Consider the following 18,553-nt stretch of genomic DNA (forward strand, 5'->3'; position numbering starts at 1 on the left):
ATTCTTGGGGTTTTACATCTCAATTAACTCAACTTTCAGCGACTCAAGCTGAAACTCTTAAATTTCTTGATTATTATTTATTGAACGACCTCATCCATTAGGTAAGCATCGTCATGTACATTTGCTACTGCTCTTCCACTTGGGTCGTTCATATTCTTGAAAGCTTCATCCCACTCCAAAGCGATTTTCGTACTGCATGCTACAGAAGGTTCTTGTGGAACACTTAATGCAGCTGCATCACTTGGAAAATGACCTTCAAAAATAGATCTATAATAAAACTCTTCTTTGTTTTGTGGTGTTTGAATTGGAAATCTAAAATGAGCATTTGCCATTTGTTCATCAGTCACTTCTCTTTCTACCACTTCTTTTAATGTATCTATCCAACTATATCCTACTCCATCGGAAAATTGTTCTTTCTGTCTCCAAGCTACACTTTCTGGCAAGTAAGATTCGAAAGCCTTACGAATTACCCACTTTTCCATTCGCTCTCCATTAATCATCTTATCTTGTGGATTGATTCTCATCGCTACATCCATGAACTCTTTATCTAAGAAAGGTACCCTTCCTTCGATACCCCAAGCTGCAAGCGATTTGTTAGCTCTTAGACAATCATACATATGCAGCTTACTGAGTTTACGTACCGTCTCTTCATGAAATTCCTGAGCATTAGGAGCTTTGTGGAAATATAAATATCCCCCAAAAATCTCATCTGCACCTTCACCAGAAAGTACCATCTTCACTCCCATCGACTTAATAACTCTTGCCATTAAATACATTGGTGTAGATGCTCTAACAGTAGTAATATCATAGGTCTCTAGATTATAGATCACATCTTTGATTGCATCTAAACCTTCCTGAATAGTAAACTTGATCTCGTGATGTATAGTACCAATATGATCGGCTACCTTTTGTGCTGCTGCAAGATCTGGAGAACCTTCTAAACCAACCGAAAAAGAATGCAATTGTGGCCACCAAGCTTCTTTGGTATCACCAGATTCAACCCTCTTTTCTGAATATTTTTTGGCTATCGCCGAAGTAACTGAAGAATCTAACCCTCCTGATAACAATACTCCATACGGAACGTCAGACATTAATTGTCTGTGCACAGATGCTTCTAAAGCATCTCTCACCTCATCAATACTAGTTTGATTATCTTTTACTGCATCATATTCTGACCAATCACGAATGTACCATTTTGTAAGTTCTCCTGTCGCACCATCTAAGTAATGACCAGGTGGAAACAACTCGATTTTTGTACAAACGCCTTCTAAGGCTTTTAATTCGGAAGCTACATAAAAAGTCCCATTTTGATCCCATCCCATATATAAAGGAATGATACCCATATGATCTCGCGCAATTAAATACGAATCTTTTTCCGCATCATATAACGCAAAAGCAAAGATTCCATTTAAATCATCTAAGAACTCAGCACCCTTTTCTTTGTATAAAGCTAATATTACCTCGCAATCGGATTCTGTTTGGAAATTATATGTACCATCAAACTGTTTACGAATTTCACGATGATTATAAATTTCTCCATTTGCTGCAAGAACCAATTTTTTATCTTCACTAAAAAGAGGTTGCTTTCCAGAAACTGGATCCACTATAGCTAATCTTTCATGAGCCAAAATTGCCTTTTGATCAGAGTAGATACCACTCCAATCCGGTCCTCTATGACGTATTTTTTTTGACATCTCTAATAGCTGTGGTCTTAAAACCTCAGCCTTTTCTTTTAATTCAAAAGCGCAAACTATTCCACACATATCTTTCTTTTTCTATTAATTGAGAAGTCAAAGATGAAGTAATAGTTACAATATTTAAACAGAAAAGATTATTTTAGTTTCAAATAAAAACATAAAAACATTTTTATTTACGAAAATGAAATATTTTTTCCACTAAAAGCTAATAAAAGTATCAAGTTGTTATTTTTTCTTTTAACAGAACTTTAATGAGGTGATTAACATTTCATATGTATGTTCGCTTCTATCTTTACGACGATTATAAAAATAAAATCACAAATTATGAAAAAATCACTCTTATTTGCTATCCTACTTTTCATAGGAACTGTTACTAGCATGAATGCTCAGAAATTTGCTGGGTTACAAAAAAGTCCAACCGATATTTCTTATGCTAAAACGGATAGAAATGCTAAACCCGACGTTAAAGTAATCTACAGTAGACCTCAGAAGAAAGGAAGAACGATGCTTGGAGAAAAAGTTGCATATGGAAAAGTGTGGAGAACAGGAGCTGATGAAGCTACCGAAATTAAACTTTTCAAGGACATGAAACTAGGAGAAAAAACTGTAAAAGCAGGAACATATTCTTTATTCACTATCCCAGGTGAAAAAGAGTGGACTATTATATTAAACTCTGACTTGGATGTATGGGGAGCTTATTCTTATGATGAAGGCAAAGATGTAGCTAGAATTAAAGTTCCAGCAGGAACAGGAGATGAACTAGAAGCTTTTTCAATAGCGTTTAAAAAAGTAGACAAAGGATACCATATGGTATTAGGATGGGAAACTACAAGAGTAGAAGTTCCTTTTTATAATTAATTCCTCGGATTGGAAATAAAACAAAAACGAGATTAATTATAGTAATTAATCTCGTTTTTATCTTTCCCTAATAATCTCTTATCTTCAATGAATATATACCATAATAAGGATTATAAGTTTAAAAATCTTTTACCGATGTATAGCGTGACTAGACGCTCCTGGTAATTCTTTAAGGAAGTCCATGACAACCCTAAATGTTAATCTGAATTTAGTGTAAAATAGCCCCATAATATTTCCAATTTATTACGATACAAGATACTATCTAAAAGGTTCTAAATCAACAATTTTAACAAAAAATGTAAGTACTTTTAGATATTTGGTAAAAAATTACCGATTAACAACGCATTTTTCCAATTATACAAGTATTTTCTTTCCTACTTAATTTGAAGTTCTAAAAGCATTTATCTTACTTTTTAACAAAGCCTCTTCCCATACACTTACGAATCAATTAAAGAATAATTTCTTTTTACTCAAAATAAACTAATGAATTAGAAATTACACCTAGAATACCTCTACCTGTGTATTGCACTACTGCTTGCTGCTGGCAATTCTTTTAAAAATGTTCTTATTGCACTAAAATCTATTGAAAATATATTGTAAAATTTTGTCATAATAATCTGATTTTTAATTTCTTGTACAAAGATAGCTTGCAAAACTCCTTGGCATGAAAATTTTAACATATCAAAATCTAAGTTTTAGCTATAAACACAATTATCATCGCCAAAAAAACAAAAAAGCACAAAAACTCTAAATGTACTTGACGTTTTTACTTACAAAAAACAAACAGTCTTCAGGGGGTTATCCCCCTAAAAATCACACCCTAATTAATACTAACCTACTGAAAAGAAAACATTTAATAGCCAAAAAGCGAATCATCCTTATTGCAAAGTATATATGATATTCACAAAAGCTTAATTTTGCATCTTGTAGACATAAAAAAAAGATTACAAAACAATGTAATCTTTTACTTATGGTTAAAAACGAAGTATAACTTGTTATTATCTTCTCATTGCATATCGAGAAGCACTAGGTAAATCTCTCATAAAATCTATTACAATTTTAAAATCGAGCCCAAAAATAGAGTATAAGTTTTTCATAAAATATTGTTTTTAAAATACTTATATAAAATTAAGAACTACTTTCAGGAAAATCAAAAAATAAATATGGTATCGCTAAACTTTTAGTTAAAATAATATGTATATAGGTTAAAAAACTGTTACCAAAAGGACAACAAAAAAATAAAAGAAAGTTTTTTCTTACTTTTTCTTACTTTTTTCAATGGGTAAATTCTTACATTTTTACGGAAAAACCTTACTTACTTAAAAATCAAGAAGTTTAAACCCGATAAAAACGTCAAAAACCGTAAAATTAATAAGTCAATTAAGGAATATTTAGGTATTTATGGGTTTGTAGCGAAACCTTCCATTTAGGATTCTCCATCACATAATCGACTATCATTGGAATTACTTTGTCTCGTACACTCCATTCTGGTTGCAAGTACAACACACATTCTGATGATACCTGCTTGGCTTGTTCTTCTGCAAAGGCAAAATCACTTTTATTGTAAACGATGCATTTTAATTCGTCTGCTTTTGGATAAATATCCTGTGTTGGAAGTTTTACCTTTTTTGGAGAAAGACATATCCAGTCCCAATCGCCAGTAAGTGGATAAGCACCAGAAGTTTCTATATGTGTTTTCGCTCCTTTATCTTTTAAACCTTTTGTAAGTAAAGTCATATCCCAAGTAAGTGGTTCTCCACCAGTAACCACTACAACATCGCTATATTTAACTGCGTTCTCTACAATTACGTCTGTTTCTGTAGGAGGATGTAACTCTGCATTCCAGCTTTCTTTCACATCACACCAATGACATCCTACGTCACAACCACCTATTCGTACAAAATAAGCTGCAGTACCTTTATGATACCCTTCTCCTTGTATGGTATAAAACTCTTCCATTAATGGAAGCATTTTACCCTCATTCACCAATTTTTCCACACTTTTTTGCATAAGGCTGCAAAGGTAGCTAATAAATTATGAATGACACACCCTATCCAATATTCGAATTTAGTGTGTTTTTCTTCATAAAACCTGTTCCTTAATTATGGAATCTGAATTAATACCATTTCGCATATGAAATGATGTAAGTATTTATTCAGATTTTGTAGCAATACATTCAATTTCAATTTTAGCACCTACAGCCAATCCCTTTGCAGCAAATGTAGTTCTTGCTGGCTTTTGCGGAAAATATGTCTTATACACTTCATTAAAAGCACTAAAATCAGCGATATCAGAAAGGATCACTGTACATTTTACCACATCATTCATCTCCATATCATGATGCGCCAGTACTGCTTTAATATTCTCTAAAGTTTGTTTTGTTTCTGCCTTAATTCCACCACTTACTAATTTTCGAGTAGTATGATCCATTCCAACTTGACCAGAAAGAAAAAATAAATTACCAACTTGTACCGCATCTGAAAATGGCGCATTTGACTTCTTTGGCTCATGAGTTTTATGGAAAATAACAGATGTATTAGAACTTTGGTTTTTACCACAACTAAACATCATCGAAATAAGCATTACAAAAAAATATATCCTTTTCATTGTTTTAAACATTTGAAATTTACTAGATAAAGAAAACTATAATTTTCTTCACTTCTTCTTATTCATTTAAAAATTATAAATTTACCTAAACAAAACTACATTCATTTAGATAGAAGAAGTAAGATTCCTATTTTTATCAAAATTTACATCAACTATGAGTACTAATCAAGAATTCCTTGATCATATAAAAAAGGGCTATACTACCAAAGGAGATTTTATCGCCTTAGGAGCGGCTATGCATAATGGAGAAACAGTAACGAATGCACATGTTAAAATTCCTCTTAAGACGCTAAACCGTCATGGATTAATTGCAGGTGCAACAGGTACTGGTAAAACAAAAACGCTTCAGGTATTAGCAGAAAACCTTAGTGAACAAGGTATTCCAGTTCTTCTAATGGATATAAAAGGAGACCTAAGTGGTTTGGCTGCTGCTAGTCCTGGACATCCTAAAATTGATGAACGCCATGAAAAAATAGGAATCCCATTTGAAGCTAAGAATTTTCCTGTGGAGATTCTTAGTTTATCAGAACAAGATGGAGTTAGACTACGTGCAACGGTTAGTGAATTTGGTCCGGTTTTATTTTCTAGAATTCTTGATGTAACAGAAACCCAAGCAGGTATTATCTCGATAATATTTAAATATTGTGATGATAATAAATTACCACTGTTAGATCTGAAAGATTTAAAAAAAGTATTACAATATGCTACTGGAGAAGGAAAAAAGGAATTAGAAAAAGACTACGGAAGAATTTCTACCGCTTCTACAGGTTCTATTCTTCGTAAAATTGTTGCATTAGAACAACAAGGAGCAGATATCTTTTTTGGTGAAAGATCTTTTGAGGTTCAAGATTTATGCAGAGTAGATGACGACGGAAGAGGATTTATAAACATCCTTAGATTAACTGATATACAAGACAGACCAAAACTATTTTCTACGTTTATGTTAAGTCTTTTGGCAGAGGTATATAGCACCTTTCCAGAACAAGGTGATAGCGGAAGACCAGAATTAATTATTTTTCTAGACGAAGCTCATCTTATCTTTAAGCAAGCCTCTAATGCCTTAATGGATCAGATAGAAAGTATTGTTAAATTAATACGATCAAAAGGAGTTGGCCTTTATTTTGTTACGCAAAATCCTACTGATGTTCCAGATGGAGTATTAGGACAGTTAGGTTTAAAAGTACAACATGCGCTAAGAGCTTTTACCGCCAAAGATCGCAAAGCCATAAAACTTACTGCCGAAAATTATCCAATATCTGAATATTATGATACTAAAGAAGTACTTACTTCGTTAGGAATCGGAGAAGCTTTAGTGTCTGCACTGGATGAAAAAGGGAGACCTACTCCACTCGCTGCCACTATGCTTAGAGCACCGATGAGTAGAATGGATATGCTTTCAGAAAGTGAATTAAAAGAATTGCTTAATGCATCTAAACTTTCTAAAAAGTACAATGAAGATATTGATAGAGAAAGTGCCTATGAAATACTTAACGAAAAAATAGAAAAAGCAGAAGCAGAAGAAGCTAAAGCTGCTGCAAAAAAAGAGCGAGAGAAGTTAAAAAGAACTTCCTCTAGTTCGAGATCAAAAAGCAGAAGAGCTAGCACCACTGAAAAAGCAGTTATCAAAGTATTAACAAGTGCAACTTTTATACGAGGAGTACTTGGAGTTCTTAATAAATTATTACGCTAAACAACGCACAAATCATAGTTTAACTTTGGGAATAACTAATACATTATGTTTAAAAAAATTCATTGTATTTTACTAATCAGTTTAAGTTTATTAAGTTGTCAGAAAGATAAAAAGCAAGATCCTTTTGAAATATCTTTTAATCGAATTGGAAAATTAACCAACACTACAAAAGTTAGTCAATTAGACTCTATCTATGCCAATGATTCAATCGTTAAAGCATCGCAAGGTGGTAGTTTTGTAAATGTTGCTAAAACCATAGAGATTTATGAAAAAGGAGGCTCCAAGCTTTTATCTTTAGAACCCAGAGAAGAAAATAACCCAGAATCTTCTATAGAAAGTGTTCAAATTATAGACTCCAAATTTAAAACTACTTCAGGTTTATCTACCAAAAGTGTTTTTAAGGACATCAAAGATAACTATACGATAAGCAAAATTAATAATACCCTAAGTTCTGCGGTTATTTTTATAGACAGTATACAGGCTTCTATTTCCATAGACAAAAAAGATTTGCCTAGTAGCCTTAAAGCGAATACTGCTGCCAAAATCGAAGCATCACAAATACCAGATACTGCTGCGATCAAATATTTTATTATTAACTGGGAAGAAAAATAAATGCCGAAAGATAACTTTATGGGTAAAAAATATCAGATTCAAAAATCACCATTTGTCGTCCCTACTACAGATGGTAAATTAATCGAAGAACATTTCGGAAGAGCAACAGATGGAAATACTCAAGTCAGTATTGCTCACATGGTAGCACCTCCAGGATGGAGCGAACCTTTTCAAACACCAGAATTTGATGAATATACCTATATTATCAAAGGAAAAAAACAATTTATTATCGAAGGAGAAAAGGTCGTTTTAGAATCAGGTCAGTCTATCAAAATTGAAAAAAATACCAGAATACAATATGCAAATCCTTTTGATGAGCCATGTGAATATATCGCGATTTGTCTTCCTGCCTTTTCAATAGAATCCGTTCATAGAGAGGAATTATGAAGAAAAAACTTAAAAAGTATCTTCCTATATTAATCGGAAAACGACTTTTATTACTTTTCTTTTTTAACAAAAAAAAAGCACTGCGCAGCGCATATATTCTATTTAGCACACCACTGAAAGGAAAAATATTACCGGATCAAGAATATTTCTTAGAAGAAGCAGAAGATGAAGTCGTTTCTTTAAATGGGCATTATTTACAAACCTACCGATGGCCAAATATGGGAGAAACTGTATTAATGGTTCACGGATGGGATAGTAACACCCATCGATGGAAAACACTCATAGAAAAACTTCACCAGAAAAATTATAACATCATAGCGTTTGACGCTCCGGCGCACGGAAACTCCTCAGGAAAAACATTAAATGTGCCCTTATACGCAGAATGCCTTCAGAAAATTATCGAATTGTATCGCCCAAATTATGTGATAGGACATTCTATAGGTGGAATGACTTCAATTTTTCATCAATTCAAGTATCCCAATCTGGAGATACAAAAACTAATCGTCTTAGCACCTCCTACAGAATTAGCAGTAATTATGGAAGGTTATCAAAAAACATTAAAGCTGTCTGATAAATTTATGACAGCTTTAAGTCATTATTTTAAGGAAAAGTTCGGTTATTATTTCGAAGAGTTTTCAGTTGCTGAGTTTGCTAAAAGCTTAACACATCCTGGCTTGCTTATTCATGATCGATTAGATGATATTGCGCCTTATTCTGGATCCGAAAAGATTCATAAAAATTGGAATAACTCAGAATTCATCACTACCGAAGATTTTGGACATTCTCTCTTTTTTGACGAAGTAGATGATATGATCATTGACTTTTTAAAAAAATAAGCACTTCGTAAAACACTTTTTTTTTGACTAAAATAGATTTAGTTGTAACTACTTATCCATAAAAGCCATTTTCAGATCCCTAGATATCGTAGCTATAAATACTATATTTGCATTTTATTTAAAATATGTCAAATACGAACCTTACCAGACTCAACAAATACTTAAGCGAAGTAGGATACTGCTCGAGAAGAGAAGCAGATAAATTGATTGATCAAGGTCGTGTTACGATAAACAACAAAGTACCAGAAATGGGCACTAAAGTTGCTCCAGAAGATGTAGTAAGAGTGGATGGAGAATTAATAACTAAACCTAAAGAAAAACATGTATATCTTGCTTTTCATAAACCTATAGGAATTGTCTGTACAACTGCACAAAATGAAAAAGATAATATCATTGACTATATCAATTATCCTAAACGAATTTTTCCTATCGGAAGATTGGACAAACCTAGTGAAGGGCTAATACTATTAACTAGTGATGGAGATATTGTAAATAAAATTTTAAGAGCTAGGAATAATCACGAAAAGGAATACATTGTTACTGTAAACAAATTGATTAGTCCTCAATTTATTAAAAGAATGGGTAATGGGATTCCTATTTTAGATACTGTTACTCGTAAATGTGAAGTTGAGCAAATTAGCAAATACGATTTCAGAATTGTCCTCACCCAAGGCTTAAACCGACAAATCCGCAGAATGTGCGAATACTTAGGGTATGAAGTAACTCGATTAAAGCGAATTCGAATAATGAATATTAATCTAGATACTCCTGTTGGAAAATGGAGATATCTCACAGAAGAAGAGTTAAACATTATTAATAAAGATGTTGGAGATTCGAGTAAAACAGAAGAAGCATCCTTTGTAAAAGAAAAATCGGAAGATAAAGCACCTCATTCTTCTAAACGTTTTAATTCTAAAAACAATAACACAAGAAATTCTTCACACTCAAAAAAAAGAAAGAGAAGCGATAGAAGACGCTAAATGAAGCGTGTTAATTATATCCTAATGGGCTATAACTTTCCTTTTGAACTAGGTAAATTACGTCAAACTTTAGTTCATAAAACGAGAGTATAAAAACACATAGAACTACATTAATTAATTCAATTATGAGCACCTTATCTCCTTTCCATTTGGCTATTCCTGTATACAATTTAGCAATAGCAAGAGATTTTTATAACAACACACTTAATTTAAACGAAGGACGAAGTAGTGATCATTGGGTAGACTTTGATTTTTTTGGACATCAGTTAGTAATTCATTATAAACCAAAATCAGAACAAGAAAAAGCGCATCACAATAGTGTGGATGGTAAAGAAGTTCCAGTTCCCCATTTCGGAATTATTCTAGAATGGGATACTTGGCAAGAATTTGCTAATATGCTATCCGAAAAAAAAATACAGTTTGTTATTGAACCTTATATTAGATTTCAAGGAGAAGTTGGAGAGCAGGCTACAATGTTTTTTTATGACCCTTGCGGAAATGCCTTAGAGTTTAAATCTTTTAAAGATCCATCTCAAATTTTCATGAAATAAACCCTTTCATATTCGTAAAATTCACTCTTTTCTAGTAAACAATCGTTAAAAACCCATCTTTTTTAATTTAAAAGGTACGAATGTTAAAGTTTTACTACAAATTCTTACTATATTCTGCCCCGTAAAGAAAAGAATTGAAAAAGAATGGATTTTACCAACCCATTAGTCTATGGAGTACCTTGCTTCTTAGGATTAATCTTAGTAGAACTTACATATAGTAAGACAAGTAAACACAAAGAACTTTATGAATGGAAAGATCTAGCCGCGAGTGTTTTTATGGGCGTAGGCTCGGCTATTTTAGGACCATTAATTAAAACAATAACGATCATCCTATTTTTTAACTATGCTTATGATCTCTTTAATCCCGAGGTCGATGGCGTAAGAACTAATATTATGGGATGGGAATCTTTTGGATATAGTTGGCCCATATGGCTATTATGTATGTTGGGAGATGATTTTTCTTATTATTGGTTCCATCGACAAAATCACATGGTACGGTTTTTTTGGGCTGCACATATAGTTCATCATTCCTCAGATAATTTTAACTTGGGTACTGCTGTACGGAACGGATGGTTTACTTTACTATATAAACCTTTATTCTATGTTTGGTTACCGATTATTGGTTTTCCTGTAGAAATGGTTATTGTTTGTTTAGGAATTGAAGCCTTATGGCAATTCCAACTACACTGTGTATTTATTCCTAAAATGGGCTTTGTTGAAAAAATTCTCAATACCCATACCATGCATCAAGTGCATCACTCTAAAAATATAGAGTATATGGATAAAAATCATGGTGGGATTCTTAACATCTTTGATAAAATTTTTGGTTCTTGGAAAGAACTTGATGAAAATATAAAAGTACAATACGGAGTTACTCATGCTCCTAATTCCTATAATCCTTGGGTAATACTTACCCATGAATACAAAGACATTTGGAACGACACCAAAAAATCAAAAAACTGGTATCACAAGTTTATGTACATTTTCGGACCTCCAGGATGGAGTCATGACGGTAGTACTCTCACGGTAAAACAAATGCAAAAAGAGCTAGAGCTTAAGAAGCAAATGCAGGCATAATCATAATGCTTTTCTAGATATATTTTTATACTTTTAGCTATGAATTATCAAGAAGTCATAGACAAGCAAAGGGCTTTTTTTGAAACCAATGCTACTAAAAATATCTCATTTAGAATACAACAATTAAAACACCTTAAAAGTGTTTTACAACAAAATGAAGAGTTATTATACAATGCTATCTACTCAGATTTTAAAAAGTCCAAATACGAAACTTACACGACTGAGCTTGCGATCATGTACCATGAGATTGATCTAGCTCTGGTAAAAATCAAAAAATGGTCTAAAAAAAAGAGCGTTTCTACAGGACTTGCTAATCTTCCTGGAAAAACCTATATCATACCTGAACCTTTCGGAACTGTTTTAGTAATGGGTGCTTGGAATTATCCATATCAATTATCAATCGTACCTGCAATTGCTGCCATTACCGCTGGTTGTACGGTTATTATGAAACCAAGTGAAATACCAGCTAATTCTTCTTCCGTTATGGCTAAAATAATTAATGAAAATTTTAGTCCTGAATTCTTTAAAGTGATTGAAGGAGGAGTACCAGAAACTACAGAATTATTAAAAGTAAAATTTGATAAAATATTTTTTACTGGAAGTATTCCAGTTGGAAAGATCATATATCAGGCTGCTGCGAAACACCTTACCCCTGTAACTTTAGAACTTGGAGGAAAAAGTCCAGCAATTATTACCAAAGATGTCAACATCGACATGACTGCCAAACGTTTGGTTTGGGCTAAATTTTTGAATACTGGTCAGACTTGTATTGCTCCAGATTATGTAATGGTTGATAAGGCTGTACATGATGATTTATTGGTTGCTATACAACGTCATATCGAGAGTGCAGATTATAAAATAGAGAATCAAAATTATACGCAAATTGTAAATCAAAAAAACTTTGAACGATTACAAAATATGATTGAACCTGAGAAGGTTTATTTTGGAGGAAATTGCGATGCTGAAAATCGCACTATATCGCCAACCGTAATGACTAGAGTTTCTTTTTCTGATAAAGTAATGCAAGAAGAGATTTTCGGTCCTATTTTACCAATAATTTCTTTTGATAATCTGGATCAGGCTATTGGCGATATCAAAAAATTATCCAAGCCTCTATCCTGTTATGTATTTACAAAAAGTAAAACAATAAAGAACAAAATACTACAGGAGATATCATTTGGAGGAGGTGCTGTAAATGATGCTGTAATGCATTTCATGGAACAAAATTTACCATTTGGAGGTGTAGGTGATAGTGGTATTGGGAGCTATCATGGCAAAGCTGGTTTTGAAACCTTTTCACATTACAAAAGCATTTTGGAAAAATCCTTTTTAATAGAGTTAAACCTTAAATATTCTCCTTATACCAGCACTAAATTAAAATGGTTAAAAAGGTTGGTTGGATGATATTATTTCATAGCACCTGACACAGGAATATCTAAAAGATCCAAGATTTTCTGTTCTACCTCATCACTATCCCATTTTTCTTCGATATTATCAATATTCATTACTTCATCCATAATAGCTGCTTGTTGGTCTCCAATCGCAAGAGCTTCAGCGTAAGGTCTATTGGTAAAAGTGACTCTAGAATAAAGAGGAACCCATTTATCGGGATGGTTTTCAGAAAAACGCTTCTCTATTTTCTTTCGAAGTAAAAAATTGGAATCCGCAGTTTTACTGCTCATTTCCATAAAATTACGATAAGAAAGTTCTGCAATAGCATCGGCACTTGGTTTTCTAGCTTCTTGATATTCCTCAAAAATCTCTTGCCAATTTTCTCCATTATGGTCTTCTATAATCTGATCAAGAACAGAAATATCCTCAAAACCAGCATTAATTCCTTGTCCATAAAATGGCACAATAGCGTGTGCAGAATCTCCTACCAAAACAACTTTATCCCAATAGCTCCAAGGATAACATTTCATCGTAACTAATGCACTGGTAGGATTATTATTAAAATCTTTTAAAAGTGTTGGCATAAGATCTATAGTATCCGGAAAATACTTTTGCCAAAATTCTTTTACCTCTTTATCCGTCTTTAAACTCTCAAAAGAATTCTCCCCTTCATGCGGCATAAATAAGGTGCAAGTAAAACTTCCATCTAAATTTGGCAAGGCAATCAACATAAACTTTCCTCTAGGCCAAATATGAAGTGAATTTTTATCTAATTTATGTGTTCCATCTTCATTAGCGGGAATACCTAATTCTTTATATCCTGCATCTAAAAAATCTTGTGAATAATCAAATCTACTTCTTCGCTGCATTTTATGTCGTACTCTAGAAAAGGCACCATCACATCCAAAAATTAAATCATATTGATACTCCTTCCACTCCCCTTTTTCTGTCTCTCCTGTATAAATTTTAGCTTCTGGTAAATTTACATCCCACACTTTTTCATTAAATCTAAAAACGGCTCCAGACTCTTCTGCCAAACTAATCATTTTTCGATTTAATACCCCTCTGGAAATTGAATATATCGCTTCGCCTTCTTTTCCGTAGTATTGATGATATATAGGTTGGTCATTTACATGCATCGTTCTTTTATCCATTGGAATAGCAAGTTTTCTAATTTCTTCACCAATTCCAACAGTATCCAAAGCTTTCCAACCTCTAACCGACATTGCTAGATTAATTGACCTACCACTAAATTTCACCTGTCTGATATCGGGTCTTCTATCAAAAACAGTTACTTTATGGTTACGCTTTCTTAGATAAATTGCTAATAGTGAACCTGCTAGGCCACTCCCCACGATAGCTATATTTTTTGGTTGCATATGTAAAAGTGATTCCAGTTTGCCAAAATATGAAAAGGAACATTATACGATCCGAGTTTTAATGTTCTTGGCAAACTAGCTCTATATACTTCAGAGCTTTTGTTGACACCAAAACCTTCAGCAAATGTAAAAAAATTATCAATGAATTGTTACTTAAATGCTTTAATAGCAAATAGTATTGGGTATAATTTATCCTTAGTTTCGAACATTCCGTCATTATTCCTTGTCATATTAGGAAACACGTTGTACGGAGATTGATCATATTCTTTCAAGTATTCTATAGTTAATCCAGCTTCAGATAGAGCAGACACTACCTCTCCCAATCCATGGTTCCACCCATATTCTTTACTAATCATGCTAGAGTTCATATCAGCATAAGTACCCTGGTATTCTTCATAGATAGCTTCTTTTTGATGATATCCATATTTCATTTTAGGGGTTTCTTCTAGGTAATCAAACATCCAAACTATAGGATGAAACTCTACTATATAAAAGATTCCTCCCGGTTTTAATCTTTCTGCAATCACTTGCCCCCAAGGTTTCAAATCGGGTAACCACCCTATTACACCATAACTCGTAAAAACAATATCGAATTTTTCCTCTACATGATCAGAAGTATCCAATACATTACAACAATAGAAATTAGCTTCTAACTTTAATTCCTTTGCTAGTTCTTTTGCTAGGTTTATTCCTTTATCAGAAATATCAATTCCCGTACATTCAGCTCCCATCCTACTCCAGCTTAGAGTATCCTGTCCAAAATGACATTGCAAGTGCAATAATGATTTTCCCGAAACATCTCCCAATGCCTCTAATTCAAATTTTGCAAGAGAGCTTCTCCCATCTTTAAAAGATTTTACATCATAAAACTCACTAGCTGCATGTATCGAAACCTTTGTATCCCAAGTCGATTTATTGGTCGAAAAATATTCTTGAAAATCTTTACTCATTATATCACCTCTTTTTTCACAAAACTACATATAAAGTACTTTAACTGCTTTCATTAAATGAGATTTATTAGACTTTCCCTAACATATTTTATCAAGTTAAATAATTAATTTTGTATCAACTTAACTTTGAAAGTTATTTGATCATTTTATGAAGTGGTAAAAGGAACATGTAATTTTTTAAATGCAATTGCGACCTATACGTCATACATAATTATTCAGATTTTTTAATCTACATATTTTTTGCCCCGGTATTGTAGTATAATTTAATGATTTACTTAAAACGTACCAGTATGAAAACTTTTTACAATTCATTTTTCACAGCAATTTTCTCATTGATAAGTTTATCCTTTTCTTATTCGCAAGAAGATATGTATAAATCTCAACTAGAGACAGTATACTTACAAAACACCAAAGAAACTATCTATAAGAATACTTTTAGTCAATACAATAACGACTTAATCGCTTTAAATGAAATTAAGTTCAAAAAAGAAATAAAAAATTTAAAGGGAAAAAGTAGTCTTTTATTTTTTGATTCAAATAAAGAAAAAATAGTGTTAGAAAAAGCTTCTTATCTGAAAATCATACGAAAAGCCGCTAATAGAAGTAAAAACAAAGATTCCTTTGAAACTTTTTTACGAAACAATTTACCACAACTCTCTAATCAATTGTCACAAGATAACAATCTGGAACAATTGTATTTTATATCTAGAAAGAATACATTTAATGGTAAAATAGACGCGTTACCCAGCGTTCTATAGTAACTAACACAAACTCTGAAAATATTTAACAATGAAAAAGGCCATACCCCTGGTACTAAGAATAATTGTAGCTATTATTCTTATACAAACCCTTAGATTTAAGTTTACTGCGCACCCCGACAGTGTTTATATTTTTTCAAAAGTGGGCTTAGAACCTTACGGAAGAATAGCCACCGGAATTGTAGAATTAATTGCCGGCATCTTATTATTAATTCCTAAAACAGTATGGATAGGTGCTACGATAACACTTGGTGTTATTGGAGGAGCTATTTTTATGCATTTAACAAAATTAGGAGTTGAAATCAACAATGATGGAGGTGTTCTTTTTATCACCGCATTATTAACTTTTATTCTAAGTGGTATTATTCTTTGGATAAAAAGAAGAGAAATTAAATTCTTCTAAAACTTATATACTTACTGTAAAAAACCTCCAATTTTTGGAGGTTTTTTTTATTTAGGGAAAAATCTACAAGCGGTTAGGAAAAAATGACATTCTGTAACCCTTATGATTACTTCATCTTTGTAATGTTAATTTAAAACAATACCAAAATGACAGTAGATAATAAATCCATATTCAATTTAATAGAAATTTTTCGTCAAGGAAAAAAAACAATTGTAAACACGTTTAATACAAAAGCTCATTGTGAGCAAAGAAGTCATCATGATTTTTATTGTGATGTAGAAAGACCTTTTATAGCCTCAAAAAAATAGAGGAAGGAAAAATTGACAAGTCATCGGGAAAAACGAACATTCTAATACACATATTTCGATCGGATCTTTGCCTTGTTAAATTAAATAACAATTAAAACTTAAATATAAATCCATTCTGAAGCGCTGGCTCAGAATACTAAAAAATCACAATCATGGCAACAATTAATGTACCAACAAGAGAAGAAGTAAACAGTACCAACCAAGGTATCTTTGACAATCTTACAAAAGCGTTAGGATTTGTTCCTAATCTTTATGCGACATACGCACATAGTGAAACAGCATTAGAAAATTATTTAAACTTCTCTAACGCTAAAACATCATTAAAAGCTAAAGAAAAAGAAGTAGTAAACTTAGCGGTAAGCGAAGTTAACAATTGTATTTATTGTTTATCTGCACATACTGCAATTGGAAAGATGAACGGTTTTACAGATGAACAAATATTAGAATTGAGAGCTGGGCAAGCTTCTTTCGACTCTAAATTAGATGCGCTGGCTAAACTAGCTAAGAATATTACAGAAAATAGAGGTCATGCGGATCAAGAAGTAGTAGACAATTTCTTTGCGGCTGGATATGATAAAGGGAACTTAATTGACACGATTGTATTGGTAGGTGATAAAACTATCTCAAACTACATTCATAGTACTACTCAAGTTCCTGTTGATTTCCCTGTAGCACAACCATTAGAAACTACTACAGCATAATAAAATATCAACCACCAATAAATACTAACAATTAGACAATTCTGAGAAGAAAGAATTCAGAAAGAAACTCTTTCTTCTCAGAAAATCAAAAAAAATCATTTTCAACCTTAATTATTTAAATACTAAAATCATGAAAAAATTAATCACATTATTCACATTCATTTTCGCAATTACTTTAAGTGCAAATGCTCAAGATGTTAAAACTGTTTCTTTAGAGCAGACTAAAGGAGAGTTTACTCAAAAACAAGTTACATTATCAGAAGGAAGTTACGTTTTCAATATTTCAAATAACAACTCAGGTACTGATGTTGGGTTTGTTCTAGTACCAGCTGGAAAAGACGCTTCTAATCCTAAAAATCATATTCAGGAAGCTTATGTAACTAAAGTTGTAGCAGAAGGAAAAACTGAGAGTTCAAAAACAGTAACGTTACAAAAAGGAGAATACACTTATTTTTGTCCATTAAATAAAACTCCACAATATAAACTTATTGTAGAGTAATTATTTTGAAATATTAAACTTTAAAACTCCCTTTTTTTAAGGGAGTTTTTTGTTTTAAATAATATCCACTAAACTTAGATAAAAACCTAAAACCTTGTTAATAAAATTGATCCAGGCATTGCTTTATATATTTTAGCCTAAAATTTCCATTATAATGAGATATCTAGTTGGACTACTTTTATGTTCTTTTATTGTTTTTTCGTGTAAAAAAGATGCTAAAAAACAATACACATACGATAACAATGACGAAATAAAGGAAGAGAAAACAATTACTAAAATTCTTAGCACTACAGAAGCAATAGCCTTAGCAAATGGTTTTGATCAATGGGAAAAAGTGCAAGAAATTAAATTTACTTTTAACATAGATCGCGACAGTAGTCATTACGAACGTTCTTGGAACTGGAAACCAAAAAAAAATGAAATCATTCTAACCACTGCCAAGGACACAATTGTATATAACCGCTCAAATATCGACAGTGTTGCTATAAGAGCCGACCAAGGTTTTATTAATGATAAGTATTGGTTATTAGCACCTTTTAATTTGGTTTGGGATCACAACAGCTTTACATCCTCACATGAAGTAAAAGCAATAGCTCCTATTAGCAATAAAGAAATGCAGAAACTCACTATCGTTTATAAAAATGAAGGTGGATATACACCTGGAGATGCGTATGATTTCTATTTCGAAGGAGATTTTAAAATAAAAGAATGGGTATTTAGAGAAAAAAACAAACCAGAACCATCATTGATAACTTCGTGGGAAGATTATGAAAGCTTCAACGGGATACAAATTGCGAAAACTCATCAGAAAAACGAAGGTAACTGGAAACTTTACTTCACAAATATTGAAGTGATTACAGACAAATAA

The 18,553-nt window shown here is 32.4% G+C and carries 19 protein-coding genes; 14 read left to right on the plus strand and 5 right to left on the minus strand.

Annotated features, from left to right (window positions below; all coding sequences use genetic code 11):
- Positions 1 to 77: 77 nt before the first annotated feature.
- Complete coding sequence (gene asnB / locus ACWNT5_RS19285) at positions 78 to 1,763, minus strand: asparagine synthase B (RefSeq protein WP_456518315.1); 1,686 nt, start codon at positions 1,761 to 1,763, stop codon at positions 78 to 80.
- 258 nt (positions 1,764 to 2,021) lie between these two features.
- Here asnB and ACWNT5_RS19290 point away from each other — a divergent pair, with 258 nt between their 5' ends.
- Positions 2,022 to 2,555: a DUF2911 domain-containing protein gene (locus ACWNT5_RS19290; protein ID WP_299610225.1), complete on the plus strand. Its 534-nt coding sequence runs from the start codon at positions 2,022 to 2,024 to the stop codon at positions 2,553 to 2,555.
- Between the two features lie 1,380 nt (positions 2,556 to 3,935).
- On the opposite strand, the gene ACWNT5_RS19295 is transcribed toward ACWNT5_RS19290, so the two are convergent.
- Together ACWNT5_RS19295 and ACWNT5_RS19300 are read right to left on the minus strand one after the other, a co-directional pair.
- Positions 3,936 to 4,565 carry a 7-carboxy-7-deazaguanine synthase QueE gene (locus ACWNT5_RS19295; RefSeq protein ID WP_299901468.1) on the minus strand — a complete coding sequence of 210 codons (630 nt, stop codon included), beginning with the start codon at positions 4,563 to 4,565 and terminating at the stop codon, positions 3,936 to 3,938.
- 141 nt (positions 4,566 to 4,706) lie between these two features.
- Positions 4,707 to 5,162 (minus strand): RidA family protein, encoded by a 456-nt coding sequence (locus ACWNT5_RS19300; RefSeq protein ID WP_299610229.1) that lies wholly within the window; start codon positions 5,160 to 5,162, stop codon positions 4,707 to 4,709.
- Positions 5,163 to 5,316: 154 nt separating this feature from the next.
- On the opposite strand from ACWNT5_RS19300, the gene ACWNT5_RS19305 reads away from it, so the two are divergent.
- From ACWNT5_RS19305 to ACWNT5_RS19340, 8 genes are all read left to right on the plus strand, one after another.
- Entirely contained in the window at positions 5,317 to 6,852 is a 1,536-nt protein-coding gene (locus ACWNT5_RS19305) for a helicase HerA-like domain-containing protein (protein ID WP_456518316.1), read from the plus strand.
- Positions 6,853 to 6,897: 45 nt separating this feature from the next.
- A complete protein-coding gene (locus ACWNT5_RS19310) occupies positions 6,898 to 7,464 on the plus strand; it encodes a hypothetical protein (protein WP_299610234.1) in 567 nt (188 codons plus the stop codon).
- Between the two features lie 18 nt (positions 7,465 to 7,482).
- A complete protein-coding gene (locus ACWNT5_RS19315; protein ID WP_299610325.1) occupies positions 7,483 to 7,851 on the plus strand; it encodes a cupin domain-containing protein in 369 nt (122 codons plus the stop codon).
- Entirely contained in the window at positions 7,848 to 8,687 is an 840-nt protein-coding gene (locus tag ACWNT5_RS19320) for an alpha/beta fold hydrolase (protein ID WP_299610237.1), read from the plus strand. Before ACWNT5_RS19315 ends, ACWNT5_RS19320 begins: the two co-directional genes overlap by 4 nt.
- 125 nt (positions 8,688 to 8,812) lie before the next feature.
- Complete coding sequence (rluF, locus tag ACWNT5_RS19325; protein ID WP_299610240.1) at positions 8,813 to 9,667, plus strand: 23S rRNA pseudouridine(2604) synthase RluF; 855 nt, start codon at positions 8,813 to 8,815, stop codon at positions 9,665 to 9,667.
- Between the two features lie 125 nt (positions 9,668 to 9,792).
- Positions 9,793 to 10,218 (plus strand): VOC family protein, encoded by a 426-nt coding sequence (locus ACWNT5_RS19330; protein WP_299610243.1) that lies wholly within the window; start codon positions 9,793 to 9,795, stop codon positions 10,216 to 10,218.
- Between the two features lie 144 nt (positions 10,219 to 10,362).
- On the plus strand, positions 10,363 to 11,295 hold the full coding sequence (locus ACWNT5_RS19335; protein WP_299610245.1) for a sterol desaturase family protein: 933 nt from the start codon (positions 10,363 to 10,365) through the stop codon (positions 11,293 to 11,295).
- Between the two features lie 39 nt (positions 11,296 to 11,334).
- Complete coding sequence (locus tag ACWNT5_RS19340; RefSeq protein ID WP_299610248.1) at positions 11,335 to 12,699, plus strand: aldehyde dehydrogenase family protein; 1,365 nt, start codon at positions 11,335 to 11,337, stop codon at positions 12,697 to 12,699.
- Between the two features lie 2 nt (positions 12,700 to 12,701).
- Here the strand turns inward: ACWNT5_RS19340 and ACWNT5_RS19345 are convergent, their stop codons facing one another.
- Together ACWNT5_RS19345 and ACWNT5_RS19350 are read right to left on the minus strand one after the other, a co-directional pair.
- Positions 12,702 to 14,066 carry an FAD-dependent oxidoreductase gene (locus ACWNT5_RS19345; RefSeq protein ID WP_299610249.1) on the minus strand — a complete coding sequence of 455 codons (1,365 nt, stop codon included), beginning with the start codon at positions 14,064 to 14,066 and terminating at the stop codon, positions 12,702 to 12,704.
- Between the two features lie 149 nt (positions 14,067 to 14,215).
- Positions 14,216 to 15,016 (minus strand): class I SAM-dependent methyltransferase, encoded by an 801-nt coding sequence (locus ACWNT5_RS19350; protein WP_299610250.1) that lies wholly within the window; start codon positions 15,014 to 15,016, stop codon positions 14,216 to 14,218.
- A gap of 290 nt (positions 15,017 to 15,306) precedes the next feature.
- Here ACWNT5_RS19350 and ACWNT5_RS19355 point away from each other — a divergent pair, with 290 nt between their 5' ends.
- The 5 genes from ACWNT5_RS19355 (at position 15,307) to ACWNT5_RS19375 (ending at position 18,553) form a co-directional block, all read left to right on the plus strand.
- Positions 15,307 to 15,774, plus strand: coding sequence for a hypothetical protein (locus ACWNT5_RS19355; RefSeq protein ID WP_299610253.1), 468 nt, complete (start codon positions 15,307 to 15,309; stop codon positions 15,772 to 15,774).
- A 31-nt stretch (positions 15,775 to 15,805) separates the two neighbouring features.
- On the plus strand, positions 15,806 to 16,177 hold the full coding sequence (locus ACWNT5_RS19360; protein ID WP_299610259.1) for a DoxX family membrane protein: 372 nt from the start codon (positions 15,806 to 15,808) through the stop codon (positions 16,175 to 16,177).
- A 460-nt stretch (positions 16,178 to 16,637) separates the two neighbouring features.
- Positions 16,638 to 17,186: a carboxymuconolactone decarboxylase family protein gene (locus ACWNT5_RS19365; protein ID WP_299610262.1), complete on the plus strand. Its 549-nt coding sequence runs from the start codon at positions 16,638 to 16,640 to the stop codon at positions 17,184 to 17,186.
- A gap of 130 nt (positions 17,187 to 17,316) precedes the next feature.
- A complete protein-coding gene (locus ACWNT5_RS19370; RefSeq protein ID WP_299610265.1) occupies positions 17,317 to 17,685 on the plus strand; it encodes a cupredoxin domain-containing protein in 369 nt (122 codons plus the stop codon).
- Between the two features lie 154 nt (positions 17,686 to 17,839).
- Entirely contained in the window at positions 17,840 to 18,553 is a 714-nt protein-coding gene (locus ACWNT5_RS19375) for a hypothetical protein (RefSeq protein ID WP_299610268.1), read from the plus strand.

This window comes from Aquimarina sp. 433, assembly GCF_054054605.1.